Raw genomic sequence first — 23,302 nt, 5'->3', positions numbered from 1 at the left:
GGCATGCTTAAGGTCCAGTTCAAGATTCTTAACCGGCGCTGTAGCGTGGCTACATGGATCTGGACGTCCGGCGCCTGCGGGTGCTGCACGAGGTGGCGCTGCGCGGCGGGGTGACGGCTGCCGCCGCCGCCCTGCACGTCACCCCGTCGGCGGTCTCCCAGCAGCTCGCCCAGCTCGCCCGCGAGGCCGGCTATCCGCTGGTCGAACGCTCCGGCCGGGGCGTGGTGCTCACCTCCGCCGGGCAGGTGCTGGCCGGGCACGCCGAACGGATCCTCGGCGCCGTCGAGCAGGCGGTCACCGGGCTCGCCGTCGCACACCAGCGGGTCGCCGGGACCGTCCGGGTCGGCTCCTTCCCGTCCGCCGCCGGTGCGCTGGTCGCCCCGGCCGCCGCCCGGGCGATGGCCGCACACCCCGATCTCGACGTACGGGTGAGCGAGGCGGAGGACGAGCAGAGCCGGCTGGACCTGCGCTCCGCCGTACTCGACATCGCGGTCCTCCAGGAGTACGACCACGTGCCCGGGATCGCCACCGCCGAGCTGGACCGGCACCCGATCGCCACCGACCCGATGCACCTGATCACCCCGGCCGACTGGGGTCGGCGCACCGGACTCCTCGCCGACCTCGCCGACGTGCCCTGGGTGGCCAGCGCCGCCCACACCCCGTGCGGCAGGTCCACCCTGCACGCCTGCCACCTGGCCGGCTTCGAGCCCGACATCCGGCACCGGGCGATCGACTTCGCGCTCACCCTCGACCTGGTGGCGGCCGGGCTCGGTGCCGCGCTGGTGCCGGGGATGGCGCTGCGCAACGTACCGGCCGGGGTGCACGTCGAACCGCTGCTCCGGCCGGTCACCGGTCGGCGGATCTTCGCGGTGACGCGGCCGAGCGGCGACGGGCCGGTCCATCCGGCGATCGCCGCCGTCCTCGACGCGCTGGCCCAGGCACGCCGACCGGCACCCTGACCGCTCCGCCGCCCGCCAGCGGCACCGCGGGCTACCGCCGTCCGAGGAAGCGCTGGCCGGCGGCTTCGATCCGCTCGATCTCGGTACGGAAGAAGCCGGCGATCTCGGCGCACCGGTCGAGGTCGCTCGGGCCGCCCTCCCGGCGGGGCAGGTCCGGATAGGGACTGCCGACGACGAAGATGTTCTCGTCGTTGTACTGGTTGGCCGGCGCCGTGTAGTTGAACGAACCGGCGACCACCACCGCCTCGTCGATCACCATCAGCTTGTGGTGCAGCTTGCCGAAGGCCGGTGACCGGACCGGGGCGTAGAGCGCGATGTTGGCCCGGTCGAGGTCGTGGGTGGCGGCCCACTTCTGCACGCCCTGCCCGGGGTCCACCGCCCCGGTCACGGTCCGCCCGGCGGCGGCCAGCGCGATCATCGCGTCGTCGATCCCGGACGAGCCGGAGAAGGTGAAGATGGCGAAGTCGACCCGCTCGGTCGCCTTCAGCATCTGCTTCATGATCTCCAGTTCCGGGGTGTGGTCCGGCGCGAACAGCACCTTCACCGGCACCCCGCCGACGTGGTACGCGTTCGGCACCCGGCCGTGCTCGCCGCGCCCGAACCGGCCCTGCCGGAGCCGGGCGAACTCGTCGGCGTACTCCCGGCAGATCCGGGCGTCGTGGAAGAGTACGACGTGGTTGAGGTTGCGGTGGCAGTCGGTACCGGTGAAGTTCGCCGAGCCGGAGAGCACCGCCGCCCGCCCGCCGGCCCGCTGCCGGTAGTCCCGGACCGCGAACTTCTGGTGGAAGATCGCCGGGTTGTAGTCGGCCTTGACGTCGACGTCGCAGCGGAGCAGCGCGGCCACGATCCGCCGGTTCGGCTCCAGGCTGCGGCTGCCGGGCTCCGGCTCCCACTGGGCCCGGCGCCGGGCGTCCGCCTCGGGCTCGCCGGGCCGGGTGGTGACCCGGGGCAGTTTCGCCGTCCGCAGGTAGTCCTGTTCCAGCACCATCCGGACGCTGACGCCCCGGAACCGGGCGTCGAGGATCGCCTGGGCGATCGGCTCCGAGTCGAGTTCCTGTACGGCGATGTCGAGACTCTCCCGGGCACCGGCGATGAAGTCGACCACCACCGCCTCGAGGTCGTCGGCGGCGCCGAGTTCCCGAGGCCCGACGTACGCCTCGATTTTCCTGCCGGCGAAGGTCGCCATGCGGCACAGGCTCGCACCCGGCGGACCGCCCCGGTGTCGCCTTGGCTACAAACCCGGCCCCGCCGGGGGCAGCCGTAGCCGTTCGGGTGGCAGGCTGAGGGCCGTGTATCGGGAGCGGACCTCCGGGCTGGCCGGTGCCGTCGTCTGGACGGTCACCCGGACCGCCGACGCCGGCCCGGGGCGGGTGCTGCCGGACGGCTGCATGGACCTGATCTGGTCGAGCCGGAGCGGTCTGCTGGTGGCCGGCCCGGACACGGTCGCCCAGGTCGTCCCCAGGCCGGCCGGTGACCGGTACGTCGGTCTGCGCTTCCCGCCCGGCACCGGCCCGGCGGTCTTCGGGCTGCCGGCACACGCGCTGCGCGACCAGCGGGTCCCGCTCGGCGCGCTCTGGCCGGGGGCGGAGGTGGCCGAGTTGACCGAGCGGGTGGCGTCGCACGACCGGCCCGGCCGGGTGCTGGAGGCGATCGCCGCCGCCCGGCTCGCCGCCGACGGCGGCCCGGATCCGCTCGCCGCGCCGCTGGCCGCCGGGCTCGCCGCCGGCCGCGAGGTCGCCGACGCGGCGGACGCGCTCGGGCTCGGGACCCGGCAACTGCACCGGCGCAGCCTGGCGCTCTTCGGGTACGGCCCCAAGACGCTGGCCCGGATCCTGCGGCTGCGCCGCGCACTGGCCCTGGCCCGGGCCGGTACGCCGGCCGCCGAGGTCGCTGCCCGGACCGGGTACGCCGACCAGGCGCACCTGTCCCGCGAGGTGAGGAGCCTGGCCGGCGTACCGCTGCGGCAGCTCGTCGGTGCCTAGCCGGCCGCCGGGGCGAGCGGGGCGTACAGGTCGACGCCGTTGCCGTCCGGGTCGCGCAGCACCGCGTACCGCTGTCCCCACGGCGCGTCCCACGGCTTGAGATGGCCCTCGTGGCCGGCGGCGGTCATCTCGGCGTAGACGCTGTCCACCTCGGCCGGGTCGGCGCACCGGAAGGCGAGGCTGATCTGCGACCCGCCCGGCGGGGACCAGTCCGGCTCCATCGAGCGGACCATCTCGACGGTGTCCCACATCAGGCGCACCCCGCCAGGCAGGGCGTACTCCGCGTGCGGCTGCGTGTCGGCGCTGGCCGGGACGTCCAGTCCCAGCTTCCGGTAGAAGGTGAGAGATCGGGCCATGTCGGCCACGACCAGGCCGAATGCGTCTAGTCTCGGTGTCATTCGGCCAGCGTAGGAACCGGTCACGTCCGCGTCTTGAACGAATCGGACCTGCCGGACCGGCGTTCCGGGTGCCGATGCGGTCGAGGGATCATCGGCGTACGGTGTGTTTAACGGCATCCGACGTCCTGCTTTCCGCCACCTGACCGGTGGGTTGCGGATGGTCGGCCGCGTTGTCGTGCGCGCGGGTCAGGTCGTCGGCGACAGGCGACCGGACACGGCGCTCTTTTTTCGGGTACGGGGGTAGACAGAAAGGGAGGTGGCCGGGCGATGGACCCTCTGGCCTACCTGGATGCGGGATCGGGCAGCCTCATCGTGCAGGCCGTGGTCGGCGGCGTCGCCGGGGTCGCGGTGGCCGGCAAGCTCTACTGGCGCAGGCTGACCAGCCGGTTCCGCAAGCAGCCCGCGCAACCCTCGCAGACCTCGAAGCAGGACTGAGGGCGGTCCACACCCGATGGTCGTACCACCTCCCGTCCCGGCAACGTCGTCCACCACCACCTCCGACTCCGTTCCCCGAGCCGATCCCGGCTCCTTCCGCGACCCGGCGAACCGGGTCCTGCACGCCGACGGCCAGGTCTTCCGGGGACTCGGCCCGCAGGGCGCCGAGGACTGGCGGGCACTGGCCGGGGCGGAGTTCTTCGGCCGGCTGCTCGCCGACGGCAAGGTCTGCGGCACCGAGACCGCCGACCCGGCGACGCTGCCGGCGAGCCTGACCGGGCAGTGGGCGACCGTGCTCCGGCACGAGCGCATCCCGTTCGTGTCGTACCCGTACGAGTGGTCCTTCGCCATGCTGCGCGACGCCGCGCTGCTGCACCTGGAGATCCTCCGGGCCGCCGTACCGGCCGGCTTCACCACGAAGGACGGTTCGGCGTACAACCTCCAGTGGCGGGGCGCCGAGCCGGTCTTCATCGACGTCGGCTCGTTCGAGCCGGCCCGCGACGGCGAGCCGTGGGCCGGCTACCGGCAGTTCTGTCAGACCCTGCTCTATCCGCTGCTGCTCCAGGCGCACCTGGGGCTGGACTTCCAGCCGTGGCTGCGGTCCCGGATCGACGGGATCGAGGCGGGGGAGCTGCGCAAGCTCTTCGGCGGTACCCGACGGTTCCGGGCCGGGGTGCTCAAGCACGTCCACCTGCACGATGCCATCCAGTCCCGGTACGCCGCCGCCAGCACCGGGACCGTCCGGGCCGAGTTGAAGGACGCCGGCTTCTCCCGGGAGCTGGTCCTGGCCACCCTGCGCGCGCTGGAGAAGCTGGTCGGCCGGCTCGACTGGCAGCCTCCGGCCAGCCACTGGTCCGGCTACCGGGAGACCTGCACCTACTCGGACGCGGACCGGGAGGCCAAGGAGCGGTTCGTCACCGAGGCCCTGGCCGAGTCGAACCGGTCCCGGCTGGTGCTCGACCTCGGCGCCAACGACGGCAGGTACTCGCGGCTGGCCGCCGGGTACGCCGACTACGTGGTCGCGGTGGAGAGCGACCCGGCCGTGGTCGACCAGCTCTACCGCCGGCTGCGGGCCGACGGCGAGCGCCGGGTGCTACCGCTGGTGATGGACCTGGCCGACCCCTCCCCGGGCGGCGGCTGGCGCGGCGTGGAGCGCGGCTCGTTCGCCGAGCGGGCCGACGCGGACGCGGTGCTCGCGCTGGCCGTGGTGCACCACCTCGCCATCGGCCGCAACGTCCCGCTGCCGGAGATCGTCGACTGGCTGGTCGGACTGCTTCCGACGGCCGGCGGCGGCCGGCTGGTGGTCGAGTTCGTGCACCCCGACGACCCGATGGCGGCCCGGCTGCTGGCCAACAAGCCGGCCGGGCTCTTCCCGGACTACCACCGGGAGGAGTTCGAGCGGCTGCTCGGGCAGCGGTGCGACATCGTCCGCCGGCTGGAGCTCCCGTCCGGCACCCGCACCCTCTATCTCGGGACACCGCGTGGCTGAGCCCGGTGCCGCCGGCCCGGCGCAGCGGCCGGGACCGGCGGCCGGGTCGGGGCGCCGGGTCGAGGTGCGGGCCCTGGTGGAGATCCTGGCGCTCTGCGGCCTGGTGATCACGCAGCCGCTGCTGGACGTGACCGGCAAGAGCCCGGACTTCTTCCTCTTCCACGGCGCCGACCGGCGGGACATCCTGCTGCTGGTGGCGGCGTACACGGTGCTGCCGCCGCTGGTGCTCTGGGGGACCGGTGCGCTGCTCGGGCTGCTGGCCCGGCGGGTCGTGGGGCCGGACCGGGGCCGGCTGGTCCGGACGGTACTGCACACGGTGACCCTCGGCCTGCTGCTCGCCGCGCTGGCGATCCAGGTCGGCAAGCACCTCACCCCGGTACGCGGTGTGCCGCTGGTCGGCCTCGCGGTGCTGGTCGGCGCCGCCGGGGCGTACGCGTACCGGCGCTGGCAGGTCACCGGCCAGGTGCTCCGGGTCGCCGCGGTCGGTCCACTCGTCTTCGTGCTGCTCTTCGTCTTCGCCTCGCCCGCCTCGGCCGTGGTGCTGCCGGGGGAGCGGTCCGGGGCCGGTGCGGGGACCAGCCGGGGCGGCACCACCCATCCGCCGGTGGTGATGCTGATCCTGGACGAGTTCCCGCTGACCTCCCTGCTGGACGGCACCGGTGCGATCGACGCCCGCCGCTATCCGAACTTCGCCCGGCTGGCCGGGGAGTCGACCTGGTACCGGAACGCGACCGGGGTGGCCGGCTACACCCCGTACGCGCTGCCGGCGATGCTGACCGGCCGGTATCCGAGCGAGCAGCAGGCGCCGCACCACTCGCGCTATCCGGACAACCTCTTCACGGCGTTCGCCGGCCCGTACCAGATCCGGGCCCAGGAGAGCATCACCCAGCTCTGCCCGCCGCGACTCTGCCCGGACCGGGCCGCCGGTTCCGCCCGGGGTGGCCTGCCGACCCTGCTGCGGGAGAGCGCCACCCTGCTGGAGCAGATCGTCTCGCCCTCGGAGACGGGACAGCGCGACCCCGAGGACTCGTACCGGGAGATCACCCGGCGTGAGGCGGGGAAGGCGGACGGGCCGGCGCCGCCGACCGATCCGCAGTTCCGCTGGGGGGCGCTGGACGAGAACCAGCCGGCCCGGTTCGCCGACTTCCTCGCCACCCTCCGGCCGACGGTCCGGCCGACCCTGCACTTCCTGCACCTGCTGCTGCCGCACTCGCCGTGGAACTACCTGCCCTCCGGGATCCGCTACGAGTCACCGGACGGGATGCCGAACGACGGGGACGGCTGGGTCGAGCTGGCGCACCGCCGGCACCTGCTGCAACTGGAGTACACCGACCGGCTGCTCGGCGAGACGCTGCGCCGGATGGACGAGACCGGCCTCTACGACGACGCGCTGGTGCTGCTCACCGCGGACCACGGGGTCAGTTTCACCCCGGGGGTGCAGGGGCGCGGGCTCGGCGCGGTGGAGCGGGCGCCGGGCGAGGTGCTCTGGGTGCCGCTCTTCGTGAAGCGGCCGGGACAGCGGGCCGGTGAGGTCGACGACCGGAACTGGGAGCACGTCGACCTGTTGCCGACCGTCGCCGACCTGGCCGGCGTCGAGGTGCCGTGGCGGACCGACGGCGCGTCGGCGCTCTCCACCACCCGGGCGCCGGGGGACAAGCACTACTACGACCAGCCGGGACAGCCGCGTACGGTGCCGGCCGGCGTCTTCGCCGACGTGGTCGCCGGGCGGGCGAACCCGAAGCTTCCGGCGCAGCCCCGACCGGAACTGATCGGTCGCTCGGTCGCCGAGCTTCCACTCGGTCCGGCGGCCGGCGCGGTGACGGTGCGGAACCGGTCTGATTTCGATCAGATCGACCAGGCGGGTGGCCGGCTTCCGGCGCTGGTCTACGGCACCGTGCCCGACTCGGTGCCGAACGGGACCCTGCTGGCGGTGGCGGTGAACGGCCGGATCGGCGCGGTGGCCCCGGTCGTGGCGCCGGACCCGGGCGGGCAGCGGTTCGGCGCCCTGGTGTCGGACGAGTCGCTCTTCCTGCCGGGCCGTAACACCGTGGACGTGTTCCAGGTCACCGAGACCGGCACCCTGCGCCCGCTGCACGGCTGACCGGACCCCGCCGGATCGCGGGTGCCGACCGCCCCCGCCGGGGTAGACCCCTCCGGGTGGACCGGCGGGGGATTCGCCGCTGCCACAACGGCTAGCAGGTTTCGGGCCGGCGGAGAACGTGTGACCAGCGTGATCCATCACTCACCGGCAGACCACGCAAGGTTCTCGGCTACCCTGCACGTTTACCGTAAAAAGTGAAGGCAATTCAACGTAGATTCTGCCGGCGAAGCGAGGATCACATGACGGATGTCAAACTCGACCACCCGGGCGGCCAGCTGTCGATACCGGTCAAGCCCGCGGTCGACGGCCCAGCCGGCATCGCCACGGGCAACCTGTTGAAGGAGACGGGGTACGTCACCTACGACCCCGGATTCGTCAACACCGCGGCCTGCTCCTCGGGGATCACCTACATCGACGGTGACGCGGGCATCCTGCGTTACCGGGGCTACCCGATCGAGCAGTTGGCCGAGAAGTCCTCCTTCCTGGAGGTGTCGTACCTGCTGATCTACGGCGAGCTGCCCACCACACAGCAGCTCGCCGAGTTCGACGAGTGGATCCGGCGGCACTCGCTGCTGCACGAGGAGATGCGGCGCTTCTTCGACGGTTTCCCCCGGGACGCGCACCCGATGGCCGTGCTCTCCTCCGCGGTGAGCGCCATCTCCACCTTCTACCAGGACAGCCTCGACCCGTTCGACCGGGAACACGTGGAGATCTCCACGGTGCGGCTGATGGCGAAGGTCCCGACCATCGCGTCGTACGCCTACAAGAAGTCGATCGGGCAGGCGATGCTCTACCCGGACAACTCGCTCGGGTACGTCGAGAACTTCCTCCGGATGACCTTCGGGGTGCCGGCGGAGCCGTACGAGGTCGACCCGGTCGTGGCCCGGGTGCTGGACATGCTGCTGGTGCTGCACGCCGACCACGAGCAGAACTGCTCCACCTCCACGGTCCGGCTGGTCGGTTCGAGCCAGGCGAACCTCTTCGCCTCGGTCTCGGCCGGGGTGAACGCGCTCTTCGGCCCGCTGCACGGCGGCGCCAACCAGGCGGTGCTGGAGATGCTCGACGACATCCGGGCCAGCGGCGGCGACGTGCCGGGCTTCGTGCGGCGGGTGAAGGACAAGGAGCCGGGCGTCAAGCTGATGGGCTTCGGGCACCGGGTCTACAAGAACTACGACCCCCGGGCCGCCATCGTGAAGCAGGCCGCCCAGGACGTGCTGGCCCGGATGAACAAGCCGGACCCGCTGCTGGACCTCGCGATGCAGTTGGAGGAGATCGCCCTCGCCGACGACTACTTCGTGTCGCGTCGGCTCTACCCGAACGTCGACTTCTACACCGGCCTGATCTACAAGGCGATGGGTTTCCCGACCAAGATGTTCACCGTGCTCTTCGCGCTCGGCCGGCTGCCCGGCTGGATAGCGCAGTGGCGGGAGATGATCTCGGATCCGGAGACCAAGATCGGTCGCCCCCGGCAGCTCTACACCGGCGCCGCCGAGCGGGACTACGTACCGGTCGAGAAGCGCTGATCCAACCCAGGCCCGCCGGGCCCGGTCGTTCACCGGCCGTCGACGCGTACCACGCGTCGGCGGCCGGTTCGTCGTGGGCGGTCCGGCGCCGGACGAACCCCACCTCCGTGTAACAGGGCTCACGCTGGGTAGTCGGCGGTGGCTACGTGCCCGACCGCGACAAGGCGGTGCGAACCGCTGCGTAGAAGGAGCCTGTGATGACACATATGTCACGTTCGGCCCAACCCGGCCGTGGTGGTGGCCATGACGGCCACGACGGCGAGTTCGAATTCTGGCGGAACCACGCGCACATCTCGCTCCAGCCGGTGGCGGCGCCGTCGATCCTGGGACTCTTCGGTTACGCGGCGGCCACCTTCGTCGTCGCCACGAACCTCGCCGGCTGGTACGGCAACGCCAACACCCAGACGTTCCTCTTCCCGTTCGCCGCGATGCTGGGCGGGCTGGCACAGTTCCTCGCCGGCATGTGGGCGTACCGGGCACGCGACGGGCTGGCCACCGCCATGCACGGGATCTGGGGCGCCTTCTGGCTCTCCTACGGCATCCTCTACCTGCTGATCGCGATCGGCGTACTGGTCCAGCCGACCCCGTTCGTGGCGCTCGGCTTCTGGTTCGCCGCGCTCGCCGCGATCACCTGGTCCGGTGCCTTCGCCGCGCTGGCCGAGAACATCGGCCTGACCCTCGTGCTGGGAACCCTGGCCGCCGGGGCCAGTTGCCTGGCGGTGGGCCAGATCGCCGACATCTCGCCCTGGCGTACCGCCGGTGCCTACATCCTGATCGCCTCCGCGGTGGTCGCCTGGTACACCGCCACGGCGATGATGCTGGAGGGCACGTTCCGCCGGGTCATCCTGCCGATCGGCAAGCTGCGCGGCCCGAACGTCCCCGGCCGGGAGCCGCGCCAGGTCATCCAGTTCATGGCGGGCGAGCCCGGCATCAAGGTCGGCCAGTAGCGACAGGGTCGGCCACCGACCGGCCGGCGGCGAGCCGGCCCCGACGCCCGGCGCGGGCGGGTTCCGGCGCAGAGGCCGGAGCCCGCCCGCGTCCGCGCCCGCGCCGGTCCTCGTGGGTCCGCGCCCGCGCCGGTCCTCGTGGTCCGGCCCGGCCTCCTCGTGGTCCGGCCCGGCCTCCTCGGTCCAGCCCGGCCGGTTTGGCGCTTTACGACGGTTCTTCGGGTTCATCCCGATAGCGTGGTGGTGCACGGAATCCGACGACCAGCCACGGCGAACGGGGAAACGATGCGCGGAGCACCGCTGGACATGCCCGAGGAGACGCTGGACATGCCCGACGGCGACGGCCACCTCCTGCCGCGCGCGCTCGGCCTGCTGAGCCTCGGCCTCGGCGCCGCGGCGCTCGCGGCGCCCGCCCAGGTCGGCAGGCTGATCGGGCTCGACGACGTGCCGGCCGGACCCGCCGTACTGCGCGCGATCGGTGCCCGGGAACTGGTACCGGTCCCCGGGCTGCTCCTCGCCCGCCGACCGGCCGGCTGGGCCTGGGCCCGGGTCGCCGGAGACGTGCTGGACCTGGTGCTGCTCGCCCGGACGCTGCCGCAGCGGCGCGGGGAACGCCGCCAGCGGGTCGCCGCCACCCTCGGCGTCGTCGCCGGGATCACCGCCGTCGACGTGCTGGCCGCCGTACGCAGCTGGCGCTCCTCCGGCGCGCCGCGCCGGGCCCTGCGGGCCAGCGCCACCGTCACCATCAACCGGCCGGCCGACGAGGTCTACCGGTTCTGGCGGGACTTCGAGAACCTGCCCCGGTTCATGTACCACCTGGAGTCGGTCCGGACCGACGGGGACGGGCGGTCGCACTGGACGGTCCGGGCCCCGGGCGGACGCCGGGTCGCCTGGGACGCCGAGCTGGTCGAGGACAGCCTCAGCGAGCTGATCAGCTGGCGTTCGGTGCGCGGCGCCCGGGTGCCGAACGCGGGCCGGGTCCGGTTCGCCCGCGCGGCCGGCGGCCGGGGCACCGAGGTCCGGGTCGACCTGGCGTACGCGCCGCCGGGTGGTGCGGTCGGCCGGGCCGTCGCGAAGCTCTTCGGCGAGGAGCCGGGGCAGCAGATCCGGGACGACCTGCGCCGGTTCAAGCAGGTCATCGAGACCGGTGAGGTGGTCCTGTCGGAGGGGAGCCCGGCCGGGCTGGCCACCCCGCAGCAGCTACGGCAGAAGCCGGCGCGTCCACGGGCCGGACGCCCGTCCCGCTGACCCGACGCCCGACACCGGAGGTAGTCCATGAAGGCGAACTGCTGGCAGGGCCGGGAGACCGTCCGGGTGGAGGAGGTGCCCGATCCACGGATCATGAACTCCCGGGACGCCGTCGTACGGGTCACCAGTACCGCGATCTGCGGTTCCGACCTGCACCTCTACCACGGGTACATCCCGACGACCAAGCACGGCGACATCCTCGGCCACGAGTTCATGGGCGAGGTGGTCGAGGTCGGGCCGGAGGTGGGGAACCTGCGGATCGGTGACCGGGTGGTGGTGCCGTTCCCGATCGCCTGCGGCAACTGCCTGGCCTGCCAGGCCGGGCTCTACTCGCTCTGCGAGAACTCCAACCCGAACGCCGGGCTCGCCGAGAAGCTGCTCGGGCACTCGCCGGGCGGGCTCTTCGGCTATTCGCACATGCTCGGCGGGTACGCCGGCGGCCAGGCCGAGTACGCCCGGGTGCCCTTCGCCGACATCGGGCCGATCAAGGTCCCCGACGACCTCCCCGACGAGAAGGTGCTGCTGCTCTCCGACATCTTCCCGACCGGCTACATGGGTGCCGAGATGTGCGGGCTTAACGGTGGTGAGATCGTCGCGGTCTGGGGTGCCGGCGCCGTGGGGCTGCTCGCGATGTGCAGCGCGTACCTGCTCGGCGCCGAGCGGGTGATCGCGATCGACCGCTACCCGTACCGGTTGCGGATGGCGCAGGAGCGGGCCGGTGCGGAGCCGTTGAACTACGAAGAGGTCGACGTGGTCGAGGCGCTGCGCGAGATGACCGGCGGGCGGGGCCCGGACGCCTGCATCGACGCGGTCGGCATGGAGGGGCACCACTCCTCGGCGGTGCTCGCCGGCTACGACCGGGCCAAGCAGTCGGTCCGGCTGGAGACCGACCGGCCGCACGCGCTGCGCGAGGCGATCATGAGTTGCCGCAACGGGGGTACGGTCTCGGTGATCGGCGCGTACGCCGGTTTCATCGACAAGTTCCCGATCGGTTCGCTGATGAACCGGTCGCTGACGCTGCGCAGCGGGCAGTGCCATGTGCAGCGCTACACCCGGCTGCTGCTGGACCGGATCCGTCGCGGCGAGACGGATCCGAGCTTCGTCATCACGCACCGGCTGCGGCTCGACGACGCGCCGATCGGCTACGAGATGTTCCGGCAGAAGGCGGACGACTGCGTCAAGGTCGTGCTCAAGACCTGACCGGGCCGGCGCCGGACCGTCCCGGGACGGGGTCCCGCTCGTCCTCGGTACCCGGGGTGCCGGGCGGGCGACCGCCGCCCGGCCGGGCCCGGGCGACGATCTCGTCCAGCGCGGCGACGTGCCCGTCGAAGGCGGTCAGCCCGGCGTCGGTGAGCGTCACCCAGGTACGCCGGATGCCCCGTCCCCGGTTCTCCTTGTGCACGGTGACGTAGCCCGCCGCGCCGAGCGCGCTGATGTGCTTGGAGAGCGCCGAGTCGCTGAGCCCCAACTGCTCGCGCAGATAGCTGAACTCCACCGCGTCGGCCGGGGCGAGCAGGGCGACGAGCGAGAGCCGGGCCGGTGCGTGGATCAGCTCGTCGAACCGGGGCCGGGTCACCGGGTTCCGGTCCGTGCCGGGGCCCCCGGGTCGGGAGCCGGCCCGTAGCCGACGCGGTAGAGCCAGTGGGCCATGGCCGCCATCAGCAGGGCGGACGGGATCGCGGCGAGGACCGAGGTCGGCCCCTCCGGCACGAGCGGCTGGAGCAGCAGCCGGGTCAGCGCGTACGTGCCGGCGAGCCCGACCAGCCAGCCGGCGGTGATCAGCAGGTTGCCGGGGCGCCACGCGTTCCGGCGGTACCGCACGGTGTCGCCGGCCGAGCGCCGCGACTGCGCGACGTGCCCGGCGAGCAGCAGCGCGGCGCCGACGGCCAGGGTGAGCAGCGGCACCGGGAACGGGAAGTCCAGCCCGGCCATCGCCAGGTAGTAGCCGCCGACCGTCAGCAGGGTGTACCGCCGGCCGGGACGCTGCCGGGCCAGTTCGGCCCGGACCTGCCGGTCGCGGTCGCGGACCTGGTCGAGCGCGACACGGGCCTGTTCGGCCTCCATCGATCCTCCTCGGTGCCGGGGGCGGTGCCCGGAGCCGGACACCTACTTTCCAAGGGAGAAAGTAGCACCAACTTTCCGTTGTGGAAAGTCCGTTGGGCAGGTGCGCCGGCCGGATTCGCCGACACGTTCGACCCCACCCGCAGCGGGTACGCCCCGAACCCAGCCCCGGATCGGCCACCAGGGCGCGACGGACCGTGCGGAGGCGCGATGGACGGCGTCGGCAGGCAGTGGACGGTGCCGATCACGCCGCGCCGTCAGTGGCTGCGGATCTTCCTGGTCGGCCTGGCGCTCTGGCTCGCCACGGTGGCGGTCATCTTCCTCACCGGCAACCCGACCCTGCTGCCCACCCTGGTGCTGCTCGGCAGCTTCCTGGTGCCGGTGACCTTCGTCGCCTGGGCGTTCCAGCGCCGGGACACCGGCGAGGTCACCGTGAGCGCGGTCTTCGGCACCTTCCTCGCCGGGGGCGTACTCGGGATCCTCGCCTCGGCCGTGCTGGAGTCGTACCTGCTGCGCCCCTCGGTGCTGCTCTTCCTCGGGGTCGGCCTGATCGAGGAGGCCGCCAAGCTGGCCGCGCTGGCGCTGCTGACCCGGCATCTCGTGGCCAAGACCGTCCGGGACGGGATGATCCTCGGCGCCGCGGTCGGCTTCGGCTTCTCCGCACTGGAATCCGCCGGGTACGCCTTCATCGCGCTCTTCACCGTGCAGGGCCTCTCGGTGGTGCAGGTGGTGCAGACGGAGATCCTGCGCGGCCTGGTGGCGCCGGTCGGGCACGGGCTCTGGACCGCCATTCTCGGCGGTGTTCTCTTCGCGCCGAGCGGGCGGGAGTACTTCGTGGTCGGGCTGCGGCTGCTCTACGCCTATCTGGGGGTGGCGATCCTGCACGCGCTCTGGGACGCGATGCACGTGATCGCGTTCTACCTGACCCTGCTCTTCACCGGCGCGCGAGACCAGCTCACCCTGGACGGTTCCCTGGGCCGGCTGACCCCGGTCCAGGCGGTGTTGATGCCGGCGCTGGAAGGGCTTGGGCTGACGCTCGTCGCCGTGATCGGGGTCGTCTGGCTGGTGGTGCTGTGGCGGTCCGCCCGGAACGGACCGGGGCGACCGGCGAGCGGCTGGCGGGTGCCGACCGGTTCGGGCAGGGCAGCGGCACCGCGCCCCTGAGCCGGGCCGGACCCCGACGCCCGGGCCGCGACCGGCGCCGCCCCGGCGTGGGCTGGTCCGCCGCGGCGAGTCGCAGCACGCCCCAGGCGGCGAGGGCGGCACCGGCCGTGGCGGCGAGACCGCCCCAGTAGCCGCCCGCCGTCCGCTCCCCGAGCAGCAGGATGGCGATGGCGGCCGAGGCGACCGGGTTGGCCAGGGTGACGGTGGCCAGCGGCGCGCCCAGGCCGACGCCCCGGTAGGCGAGCTGGGAGAGCAGCAGCCCGGCGGCGGCCATCCCGGCCACCGCCAGCGCCAGGCCGGCGGTGGGCAGCAGGGCTCCACCGTCGGTGACGAGTCCGGAGACGAGCTGGGTGAGCGCGGAGGCCACCGCGAAGGTGATTCCGGCCGCGGTCGCGGTGAGCAGGCTGCGCGACAGCGCCGACCGGCTGGCCCGGCCGGCCAGTACCAGCACGGCCACCAGCGCGCCGGCCACCCCGGCCAGCGCCCAGCCCTGCCCCGGCAGGAGGTCGTGGTCGCCCGCCCCGGGCAGCGTCAGCGCCAGCAGCAGCACCAGGCCGGCCACCGTGGCGGCTGCCCCGGACCACTGCCGGGCCGATGCCCGGCGACCGATGGTGGCCGCCGCGATCGGCAGCGCGAGCACCAGGGTGAGTACGCCGAGCGGCTGCACGACCGAGAGCGGCCCGTACGCCAGCGCGGCGACGTGCAGGGCGGCGCCCGCACCGTTGCCCGCCACCGACAGCCACCAGCCGGACCGGCGCAGGACGGTGCCGAGATAGCCCCGCCCCGCGTCCCCCGTCGGTCCGGCCTGACTGGCGAGCCGTTCCTGTAGGACCGCCGCCCCCGCGTACGCCGCTGCCGAGGCCACCGACAGGACGATCGCCAACACCAGTGCGATCACGGCCGGCCCCCGAGACCATGACTCGTCATGACCTCATGATCCTCCGTGACCGCTCTCCTGACGTCCCCCCGTGGTGGGCATCACCCGTACGCCGCTGGGTGTAGACGGGCTCCGGTCGATTCCCCCGAGAGGGTGAGGGCCTCCTCCCCACGGCGGGTGCCGGCTCTGCCGAACGGCTGGTCCGGCGGGGCGGGCCGGCGGCGTCGCCTAAGCTGTCAGCCGGACCGGATCGGTGGCGGTCGGCCGGCGTCGTCGTCGGGCGGACCAGCGGAGGGGGAGCGGAATGCACCGCACGGCGGTGAGGCTGTTCGTGCTGGCGGCGGTCGCCGAGGCGACCTCCTGGCTCGGGCTGTTGGTCGGGATGGCCGTCAAGTACGGCCCGCCGGGCAACGAGATCGGGGTGCAGATCTTCGGCCCGGTGCACGGTGGACTCTTCGTCGCGTACGTCGGTCTGGTCCTGCTGGTGGCCCGGCTGGGCCGGTGGCGCTGGCTGACCGTCGGCGTCGCGCTGGCCTGCGCGGTGCCGCCGTTCGCCACCCTCGTCTTCGAGCGGTGGGCCCGGCGTCGTGGCCTGCTGAACGTCGCTTCCGGTGACCCGGCCGGCGGTGCGGGGGAGCCGACGACCGGCCTGGACCGGCCGCTGGAGGACGCGGCCCGACCGTGACCCGGGCCGGGCGCGGTCAGCGGGCCAGCGCCAGCCAGGCGACGAGCGCGCCGATCAGCAGCAGGCCGATCGCGGCCTGGAGCAGCAGCGCCGGGCCGAGGTGCGACCAGAGGGTCGGGGTACGCGGCGTGAGCAGTTGACCGGTGGTGAGGTTGACGATCCGCTCCACCCGGGGTGCGAGTCCGGCGTCCTTCTGCGAGCGTACGGTCACCTGGATGTGGTCCGCCGGTTCCAGCGCGCTCTGCGGCAGGTGTCCGTGGATCTCCATCTCGCAGAGCACCCCGCTGCCGTCGCGCACCCGCAGCGGGGTCACCAGGAACTCCGGCCCCTTGCGCAGGTCCTTCCACTTCCGTCTCGCGCCCGCGCCGGCACCGGCCCGGAGCACCGAGGCGATCAGCAGCAGCACCACCTTGACCACCGCCGCGGTGCCGAGTACGGCGACCAGGACGGGCTGCCCGATCCGGACCTCCCGGGAGTAGCCCTCCATCAGCCGTACGACGTGACCGGTGATGACCGGTCCGGGGCGCCAGGCCACCCGTTCGGGAAACAGTTCACCGTCCATGCGTTCACCACCGAGAGTCCGCTCCCGAACACGAATTGTATCGATCATGACGAATGAACCGGCAGTGAGTGAATCCATTTCACGTAATGTGACGATCCGCTCACTCCTGGCTGCTCGGGACGTTTCCGGGCACCGGCCGGCCCGGGAGGAGGCCGCCCGAGCAAGCCCGCCGCCGAGGTGACAGGCCGCCGCCGAGGTGACAAGCCGACCGGCGTGGGTAACCCCGGCGGGAGCTTGGAGAGGGGACGACCCATGCAGCTGTCCTTCCTGCGTCCGATCTGTGCCCATCCCGGCCCGTGGACGTCGGTCTACCTGGACGCCTCCCGGGACACCCACGACGCCCATCCCGCGCTCGACCTGCGCTGGCGGGCCCTCCAGGAACGCCTGGCGGAGCAGCGGACCGACCCGCGCGACGTCGCGGCCCTCGACGCCGTGGTCCGGGGGCACGACCCGATGCCCGGCGACTACGGACTCGCCGCGTTCGCCACCGGCGGCGAGGTGGTGCTCACCGAGTACCTCTCCGCACCGCCGCTCAAGGACATCGCCGCGCACGGGCCGGTCGCGCACACCATGCCGCTGGTCGCGCAGCGCCGCGAGCAGATCCCCTGGGTCCGGGTACTCGCCAACCGCACCGGCGCCGGCCTGGACGCGATGAGCGCCGGCGGGGTACCCCGGCACGCCCGGGTCGAGGGCGGCAACCGGTGGCCGCTGCGCAAGGTGCACCCGGGCGGCTGGTCGCAACTGCACTACCACCACGCGGCCGAGCTGACCTGGCAGCGCAACGCCGGTGACGCCGCCTCGGCCACCGCCGCGCTGGCCGAACGGGTCGGCGCCGAGGTGATCGTGGTCGCCGGGGAGACCCGGGCCCGGCAGTTGCTCGCCGCCCAGCTCCCGGACTTCTGGCAGAACCGGGTGGTGCAGACCGACGCCGGCTTCCCGGCCGCCGGTGCCGACCAGACCGCCTTCGACGACGTCACCGTGCAGGCCATCGCCGAGGTGGCCGCCGCACACGCCGACGTGGCCCTGGACAAGTTCGGCATGCAGCGCGACGTCGGCGCCGGCCTGGACGCGGTGGTGACCGCACTGCAACGCGGTCAGGTGGACACCATGCTGATCGTGGACGACCCCTCCTCGACCGACGAACTCTGGATCGGTCCGGAGCCGACCGAGATCGCCACCGGCCCCGACGAACTCCGGGCGATGTCCGTGGAGCAGCCGCAGCGGGTACGCGCCGACGCCGCCCTGGTCCGCGCGCTGGTCGGCACCGACGCCGGAGTCACCGTGCTCGGCCCCGAGCAGGCACCCGACCTCACCGACGGGGTCGGCGCGGTCCTGCGCTACGTCGACGCCAGCACCCCGGCGGACCGCAATGGCTGACCCCGGGCGGTCGGCGGTGCGGATGAGCACGGTGACGGCGGACCGGACCATCGCCGACCTGCTGGTCGAACGACTGCGCGCCTGGCGGGTACCCCGGGTCTTCGGTGAACCCGGCGAGGGGGTGGCGCTGATCGTCGACGCGCTGCGCCGGGCCGGCGGCGACCCCGGCTTCGTACCGTCCCGGCAGCCGGAGGCGGCCGGCTTCATGGCGGCCGGACACGCCAAGTACACCGGCACGGTCGGGGTGTGCCTGGCCACCCAGGGACCGGGCGCGCTGCACCTGCTCGGTGGCCTCTACGACGCCAAGCTGGACAGCAAGCCGATGGTGGCGATCATCGGGCAGCAGACGTACAGCGCGCTGGGCAGTGCCTACCAGGAGATCGAGCTGCCTCGGCTGTTCAGCGACGCCTGCGCCCAGTTCCTGCGTACCGCCGCGGTGCCGGAACAGGTGCCGTACCTGGTCGACCAGGCGATCCGTACCGCCGTGTCGACCCGGAGCCCGACCTGTCTGGTGGTGCCGCACGACCTGCTCGGGTACTCCGTACCCGACGGGATGCCGCACCCCGACGGCGGCGGCGTGCTCGCCTCGGCGCCCGGCCTGCCCCCGGCCCGGGTGGTCCCGCACGAGGAGGACCTGAACGCCGCCGCCCAACTGCTCAGCGCCGGACAACGGGTCGCGATCCTGGTCGGTCAGGGCGCCTACGGCGCCGCCGACGAGATCGTCGAACTGGCCGACCGGCTCGACGCCGGGGTGGCGACCTCGCTGCTCGGCAAGCCGGTGCTGGACGAGCGGCTGCCCTACCACACGGGCGTGCTCGGCCAGGTCGGCACGGCGGCGAGCGCGCAGTTGATGGCCGGCTGCGACATCCTGCTGATGGTCGGCACCAACGACCCGTGGACCGGCTACTACCCGGTGCCGGGGCAGGCCACGGCGGTGCAGATCGACATCGACGGCAGCCGGCTGGCCAGCCGGTATCCGATCGACGTCCCGCTGGTCGGCGACGCCCGGGAGACACTGCGGGCCCTGCTGCCCCGGGTGCCGCAGCGGCGCAACCGGGACTGGCGCGACATGATCGAGGGGGCCGTCGACCGGGCCCGCGCCGAGTGCGACGCCCGGGCCGAGGAGCGGACCGCGCGGCTGAACCCCCGGCTGGTGCTCCGGGAACTCTCCGCCCGGCTGCCGGCCGAGGCGTCGGTCGCGGTCGACGTCGGGTCGGTGACCTACTGGTACGCCCGGCATCTGCAACTGCCGCCCGGAGTACGGGCACATCTCTGCGGCACGCTCGCCTCGGTCGGATCGGCGGTGCCGTACGCCATCGCGGCCAAGTTCGCCCAGCCCGACCGGCCGGTCGTGGTCCTGCTCGGCGACGGCGCCATGCAGTCCGGCGGGCTCGCCGAGCTGATCACCGTGGCGCAGCACTGGCCGGAGTGGCCCGATCCCCGGATGGTGGTGCTGGTGCTGAACAACTCCGACCGGACCGGCCGGGGCGGCGAGCCGGAGCGCGGGCCGGACGACGAACCGGTCCGGGCACCCGGGGCGGATCTGGACCGGCCGGCCGCACCCGGGATGCCGGCCCCGGAGGCGGTACGCGCCGGAGACATCCCGTACGCCGGCTGGGCCCGGCTGCTCGGGCTGCACGGCATCGGGGTCGACCGGCCGGACCAGATCGGACCGGCCTGGGAGGAGGCGCTCGCCGCCGACCGGCCCACCCTGATCGAGGCGGTGGTCGAGCCGTCGATCCCGCTGGACGCGCCGGAACAGCCCTTCGCCGACCTGCGCGGCCTGCTGGCCGGCGGGACCGGGGAGGGCGCCGGTACGGCGATCCGCAACCGTGCCCAGGGCCTGGCCGATCGCGCCGCCAACGGCGCCGACCTCGTCTGAGGCCGGGCCGGATCTCGCCTCGACTCGATCGCGTCCGAGGCCGTCGGGATCTCGGCCGGCGTCCGGCCGGTCTCGTTCCGGCGCCCGGCCCGTCGCGTTCTGGCGTCCGGCCCGTCTCGTTCTGGCGCTCGGCCCGTCTCGTTCCGGCGCCGGTCGGGATCAGGGGCGCTCGACCTGCCGGCCGGACCACTGCTCGACCAGCCGGATCGCCTCGTCGGCCGGCACGTCGGCCCCGTCGACCGAGCCGAGCCAGACCGGCGTACGCGCCCCGGCCGGCCAGGCCGCCAGCAGGCGCTGGTCACCGGTCCCGGGGTGCAGGCTCAGCCTGGTCACCCGGGTCCAGGCCAGCACGCCCTGCCGCCCGGTACGGATCCCGTCCGGGCCCGCCGACCGGCCGGCCCGGCCACGCCGTTCCGCGAGTACCAGGCCGACCGCCACCAGCAGGCCGGCCAGGCTGGTCACCAGGGTCGCCACCGCGATCGGGCGCAGCCCGTCGCCGGAGGCCACCTGCCAGCCGGCCAGCCCCGCCACCACCAGGGCGAACGGGACGACGGCGACGGCGAAATAGCTGGCGTACCGGGGGCCGCCGGCCGGTCCGAAGCTCAACTGGGTCACAACCGACGATCATCCGGATCCGGCCCGCCCGGAGCAAACCGGACCGGCACCCGGGCGTGGCGGGCCGGCGGCAGCGGGGCCGGACATAACGGCCCGTCCTCCGAATTGCGCCCGCCAGGTTGCTGACCGCCCGTTTGAACCCGATCGGGACGGGAAGGCCCGGGCAGCGCGGACGAGGGAGGTGGGCCCGGTGCGGGAGACACAGGAGTGGCTGGCCGCGGGTGGGTCCGGGCTCCCCGGACCGGACCGCATCGTCTCGGCGGAGAGCACCGGCCGGGTGCTGCTGGCCGTGGCGTCCCGCGCGGTCCGTGGCCAGGACTGCGCCGATCTCGGGTACCACCCGCTGCTGTCGCGCTTCCGGGGCGCGCCGGAGGCGGTACGCCGCTCCGCGCTGGCCCGGGCGGCCACCCGGACGGCGCTCACCGCCGAGCAGGCCGGGGCGCTCGACGCCGACCGGGTGGCCCGGTGGATGGTCGAGCACTACCCGCCGCGCTGGTACCCCGGTGTCGTGATCGGCTCTCCGCACGGCGGAGCGGTCCACCTGGCCACCGCGATGGGCGTGCCCTGGCTGCCGGCCGGCTTCGAGGTGTCGGTGCAGTGGCCGGAGGGCCGGGTCGACAGACCGGGCGAGGCGTCGGCGTACGGCGGTCGGGTCGCGGCCCGGGTGATCGCAGGCAACCCGGGGGTACGGGTACGGCAGGTGCACGATCCGGCCGGTCGGGGCGTACTGGCCGGCTCGACGGTCTCCCTGGTGGTCCGCTGGGACCGGCTGCCGGAGGCGTACCGGGAGTTCCTCGGCAGCCGGCTGGCGCCGGGCGCCCCGGTGCTGCTGCTGCGGGACGTGCGCACCTGGCCGGTGGTCGACGCGGGTGACGGGCACAGTTTCCAGCTCGGCGGTCCGGTCAGCGGGCTGGAGCCGGCCGACTTCCGGGCCGGCAGTGAACTGCTCGGGCAGGTGCTGCGCGGGGCCGGCGGTGACGGGGCGAGTTGGGACGCTCCGGAGGGCGGCCGACCCGGATACGCCGAACAGGGCGTCGAGCCCGGTTTCGAGACGAGTCTGCTGGACTGGGTACGAGGCGCGGGCAGCCCGCTGCACCGGGTGCTCTTCCCGGGCCCGGACGCGCTCAGTGCCGCCGCCGCGGACGTGTACCGGAGCTGGCTGCGCGGGGCCGGCAAGAGCGGGGACCGCTGCGTGGTGGAGTGCGGGCGGCTGATCGACCCGTGGCAGGTGGTCCGGGCCGGCCTGGTGCCGTACTGGTGCGAGAACGCCACCGCGCGCAGCGTGGCCGGGGCGGAGTGGTGGCTCGCCGGCAGTGCCCCGTTCAGCTCGCTGGACGTCCTCCCGGAGCCGCCCGGGCTGCGCTCGCCGGCCCTGGCCGGGCTGCCGCAGTGGCTCGCGGTGGCCTCGTTCGGGCGCCGTCGCCGAGCCGTGGACCGGGTCGCCGCCCGGGGCTACCCGGTGACCTCGGTGGCCACCCGGCATGCCACGGAGGTACTCCGGAACCAGCCGTACGACCTGCCGGCACCCGCGCCGCTGCGGGTGGTGGAGGCGCTGGCCGGGCTGCGCGCCAGTGGTACCCCGCAGGGTCTGCTGGTCTGCTGATCCGCCTGATCGCAAAACTCCTCGCGACAGTCACGTGGCGTGATTGAGTACCTACAGGGCGGGAAGAACGCTGACTGCTGGCTGGTCAACCGCGCTGCGCAACGCAGTGTGCGGCGTTCGCTCGTTCAGTTTCGGTACATGTTCGCTTCCGGCGCGGTGACGTTCCGTACGGCACCGATGACCGGATTCGCATCCCGGGCGGGGGACCTTCCTGAGGGAGGCGCGGATGTTCGGACAGATCACCACCACACCACCGGCCGAGCGGGGACTGGAGGACCTGGACGCGGCCGCTCTGGCGTACGCGGCGCGGATCGCCGGCCTGCCGCCGGAACGCCGGCAGGAGGCCCGGGACGACCTCGTCCGGTTCGCCCTGCCGTTCGCCGGCAGGTTGGCCCGGCGCTACCGGGGCCGGGGTGAACCACTGGAGGACCTGGAACAGGTGGCCCGGTTGGGCCTGGTGAACGCGGTCGACCGGTACGACCCGGAACGGGGCTCGTTCACCGCGTACGCCGCGATCACCATCGTCGGCGAGATCAAACGGCACTTCCGGGACCGGACCTGGGGTGTGCACGTACCCCGGCGGCTGCGCGACCTGATCCTGGAGGTCGGCCAGGCGACGGCGGCGCTGACCAGCGAGCTGTCCCGGGCGCCGAGCGTGGCCGAGTTGGCCGCCCGGCTGGAGACGCCGGAGGAGGAGATCCTCGCGGCGCTGGAGTCGGCGGCCGGCTACAGTCCGGCCTCGCTGAACGCCCCGGTCGGCGGGGAGAGTTCGGCGGAGTTCGGCGACCTCGTCGGCGAGTCCGACACCGACCTCGAGTCGGTCGACGACCGGGTGACGGTCAGCGGGCTGCTCGGCCGGCTGCCCTGGCGGGAGCGGCGGATCCTGGCGATGCGCTTCTACGGCAACCAGACCCAGGCCGAGATCGCCGCCCGGTTCGGCATCTCGCAGATGCACGTCTCCCGGCTGCTCTCCCGGGCGCTCACCTGGCTGCGGCAGGCGATGCTCGCCGACTCGCCGGCCCCGTGGCAGGCCGGCGGGGCCGAGGCGGGTGGCGCGCCGGCCCGGCTCGAGGTGCGCCAGGCGGGGGAGCGGGTGGTGGTCGAGGTGACCGGGGAGATCGACCGGGAGACCGCGGAGCAGTTGCGCCAGGCGGTGGTCGAGGCGGTCGCCGACGGGCATCCGACGGAAGTGGCGATCGACCTGACCGACGTGGCGAAGCTGGACGGGCCGGCGCTGGCCGCCCTGGTCGCCGGCCGGGACGCCGCACACCGGGCCGGGGTCCGGTGGCGGCTGGCTCGGGCGCAACCGGTGGTGCAGCATTCGCTCAGCGCCGCCGGCCTGGTCGCGTTGCCGGCGGACTGACCGACATCCCGGTACCCGCCGGTACGCCGCG

The 23,302-nt window shown here is 73.6% G+C and carries 21 protein-coding genes and 1 pseudogene; 15 read left to right on the top strand and 7 right to left on the bottom strand.

Going from position 1 to position 23,302, the window contains the following annotated elements:
• Positions 1-53 precede the first annotated feature (53 nt).
• The gene (locus C6W10_RS19185) at positions 54-959 is read left to right on the top strand and encodes a LysR family transcriptional regulator (protein ID WP_107259261.1); all 906 of its coding nucleotides are present in this window, start codon (positions 54-56) and stop codon (positions 957-959) included.
• A 31-nt stretch (positions 960-990) separates the two neighbouring features.
• Here C6W10_RS19185 and C6W10_RS19180 read toward each other — a convergent pair whose 3' ends face one another.
• Positions 991-2,145: a phospholipase D-like domain-containing protein gene (locus C6W10_RS19180; RefSeq protein ID WP_107259260.1), complete on the bottom strand. Its 1,155-nt coding sequence runs from the start codon at positions 2,143-2,145 to the stop codon at positions 991-993.
• A gap of 103 nt (positions 2,146-2,248) precedes the next feature.
• Here C6W10_RS19180 and C6W10_RS19175 point away from each other — a divergent pair, with 103 nt between their 5' ends.
• On the top strand, positions 2,249-2,941 hold the full coding sequence (locus tag C6W10_RS19175; protein ID WP_107259259.1) for a helix-turn-helix domain-containing protein: 693 nt from the start codon (positions 2,249-2,251) through the stop codon (positions 2,939-2,941).
• On the opposite strand, the gene C6W10_RS19170 is transcribed toward C6W10_RS19175, so the two are convergent.
• Positions 2,938-3,339, bottom strand: a complete 402-nt coding sequence (locus C6W10_RS19170) for a VOC family protein (RefSeq protein WP_107259258.1) — start codon at positions 3,337-3,339, stop codon at positions 2,938-2,940. The genes C6W10_RS19175 and C6W10_RS19170 overlap by 4 nt on opposite strands.
• Before the next feature lie 267 nt (positions 3,340-3,606).
• Here C6W10_RS19170 and C6W10_RS38015 point away from each other — a divergent pair, with 267 nt between their 5' ends.
• The 7 genes from C6W10_RS38015 (at position 3,607) to C6W10_RS19140 (ending at position 12,282) form a co-directional block, all read left to right on the top strand.
• Entirely contained in the window at positions 3,607-3,774 is a 168-nt protein-coding gene (locus tag C6W10_RS38015; RefSeq protein WP_199853212.1) for a hypothetical protein, read from the top strand.
• Between the two features lie 16 nt (positions 3,775-3,790).
• Positions 3,791-5,263: a class I SAM-dependent methyltransferase gene (locus tag C6W10_RS19165; RefSeq protein WP_107259257.1), complete on the top strand. Its 1,473-nt coding sequence runs from the start codon at positions 3,791-3,793 to the stop codon at positions 5,261-5,263.
• Positions 5,256-7,364 carry a sulfatase-like hydrolase/transferase gene (locus C6W10_RS19160; RefSeq protein ID WP_107259256.1) on the top strand — a complete coding sequence of 703 codons (2,109 nt, stop codon included), beginning with the start codon at positions 5,256-5,258 and terminating at the stop codon, positions 7,362-7,364. Before C6W10_RS19165 ends, C6W10_RS19160 begins: the two co-directional genes overlap by 8 nt.
• 239 nt (positions 7,365-7,603) lie before the next feature.
• Entirely contained in the window at positions 7,604-8,887 is a 1,284-nt protein-coding gene (locus C6W10_RS19155; RefSeq protein ID WP_107259255.1) for a citrate synthase, read from the top strand.
• A gap of 197 nt (positions 8,888-9,084) precedes the next feature.
• Complete coding sequence (locus C6W10_RS19150; RefSeq protein WP_107259254.1) at positions 9,085-9,834, top strand: acetate uptake transporter family protein; 750 nt, start codon at positions 9,085-9,087, stop codon at positions 9,832-9,834.
• Positions 9,835-10,119: 285 nt separating this feature from the next.
• Complete coding sequence (locus C6W10_RS19145; protein WP_234361330.1) at positions 10,120-11,082, top strand: SRPBCC family protein; 963 nt, start codon at positions 10,120-10,122, stop codon at positions 11,080-11,082.
• Positions 11,083-11,109: 27 nt separating this feature from the next.
• Positions 11,110-12,282, top strand: a complete 1,173-nt coding sequence (locus tag C6W10_RS19140) for a zinc-dependent alcohol dehydrogenase (RefSeq protein WP_107259252.1) — start codon at positions 11,110-11,112, stop codon at positions 12,280-12,282.
• Here the strand turns inward: C6W10_RS19140 and C6W10_RS19135 are convergent.
• A complete protein-coding gene (locus C6W10_RS19135) occupies positions 12,272-12,658 on the bottom strand; it encodes a transcriptional regulator (protein ID WP_107259251.1) in 387 nt (128 codons plus the stop codon). The two genes, C6W10_RS19140 and C6W10_RS19135, sit on opposite strands and share 11 nt — an antisense overlap.
• Positions 12,655-13,146 carry a hypothetical protein gene (locus C6W10_RS19130; protein WP_107259250.1) on the bottom strand — a complete coding sequence of 164 codons (492 nt, stop codon included), beginning with the start codon at positions 13,144-13,146 and terminating at the stop codon, positions 12,655-12,657. Before C6W10_RS19130 ends, C6W10_RS19135 begins: the two co-directional genes overlap by 4 nt.
• Before the next feature lie 207 nt (positions 13,147-13,353).
• Here C6W10_RS19130 and C6W10_RS19125 point away from each other — a divergent pair, with 207 nt between their 5' ends.
• A complete protein-coding gene (locus C6W10_RS19125; RefSeq protein WP_107259249.1) occupies positions 13,354-14,307 on the top strand; it encodes a PrsW family intramembrane metalloprotease in 954 nt (317 codons plus the stop codon).
• A gap of 76 nt (positions 14,308-14,383) precedes the next feature.
• On the opposite strand, the pseudogene C6W10_RS38645 reads toward C6W10_RS19125, so the two are convergent.
• Positions 14,384-15,193 (bottom strand): annotated as a pseudogene (locus C6W10_RS38645) (DMT family transporter); the annotation flags it as partial.
• A 310-nt stretch (positions 15,194-15,503) separates the two neighbouring features.
• On the opposite strand from C6W10_RS38645, the gene C6W10_RS19120 reads away from it, so the two are divergent.
• Complete coding sequence (locus tag C6W10_RS19120) at positions 15,504-15,869, top strand: DUF3817 domain-containing protein (protein WP_369931182.1); 366 nt, start codon at positions 15,504-15,506, stop codon at positions 15,867-15,869.
• A 16-nt stretch (positions 15,870-15,885) separates the two neighbouring features.
• Here the strand turns inward: C6W10_RS19120 and C6W10_RS19115 are convergent, their stop codons facing one another.
• A complete protein-coding gene (locus C6W10_RS19115) occupies positions 15,886-16,431 on the bottom strand; it encodes a hypothetical protein (RefSeq protein ID WP_107259247.1) in 546 nt (181 codons plus the stop codon).
• A 252-nt stretch (positions 16,432-16,683) separates the two neighbouring features.
• Here C6W10_RS19115 and C6W10_RS19110 point away from each other — a divergent pair, with 252 nt between their 5' ends.
• Complete coding sequence (locus C6W10_RS19110; RefSeq protein WP_107259246.1) at positions 16,684-17,808, top strand: Vms1/Ankzf1 family peptidyl-tRNA hydrolase; 1,125 nt, start codon at positions 16,684-16,686, stop codon at positions 17,806-17,808.
• Positions 17,809-17,830: 22 nt separating this feature from the next.
• On the top strand, positions 17,831-19,690 hold the full coding sequence (locus C6W10_RS19105) for a thiamine pyrophosphate-binding protein (RefSeq protein ID WP_107264092.1): 1,860 nt from the start codon (positions 17,831-17,833) through the stop codon (positions 19,688-19,690).
• 159 nt (positions 19,691-19,849) lie between these two features.
• On the opposite strand, the gene C6W10_RS19100 is transcribed toward C6W10_RS19105, so the two are convergent.
• Positions 19,850-20,305, bottom strand: coding sequence for a hypothetical protein (locus C6W10_RS19100; protein ID WP_107259245.1), 456 nt, complete (start codon positions 20,303-20,305; stop codon positions 19,850-19,852).
• A 190-nt stretch (positions 20,306-20,495) separates the two neighbouring features.
• Between C6W10_RS19100 and C6W10_RS19095 the strand changes: the two genes are divergently transcribed.
• Together C6W10_RS19095 and C6W10_RS19090 are read left to right on the top strand one after the other, a co-directional pair.
• Complete coding sequence (locus C6W10_RS19095; RefSeq protein WP_234359285.1) at positions 20,496-21,908, top strand: hypothetical protein; 1,413 nt, start codon at positions 20,496-20,498, stop codon at positions 21,906-21,908.
• Positions 21,909-22,134: 226 nt separating this feature from the next.
• Positions 22,135-23,271, top strand: a complete 1,137-nt coding sequence (locus tag C6W10_RS19090; protein ID WP_107259244.1) for a SigB/SigF/SigG family RNA polymerase sigma factor — start codon at positions 22,135-22,137, stop codon at positions 23,269-23,271.
• Positions 23,272-23,302 lie beyond the last annotated feature (31 nt).

Origin of the sequence: Plantactinospora sp. BB1 (genome assembly GCF_003030385.1) — a bacterium.
Lineage (GTDB): Bacteria > Actinomycetota > Actinomycetes > Mycobacteriales > Micromonosporaceae > Plantactinospora.
Note: the sequence above shows the minus strand (reverse complement) of the source record. Positions and strands in the feature narration are given on the sequence as shown.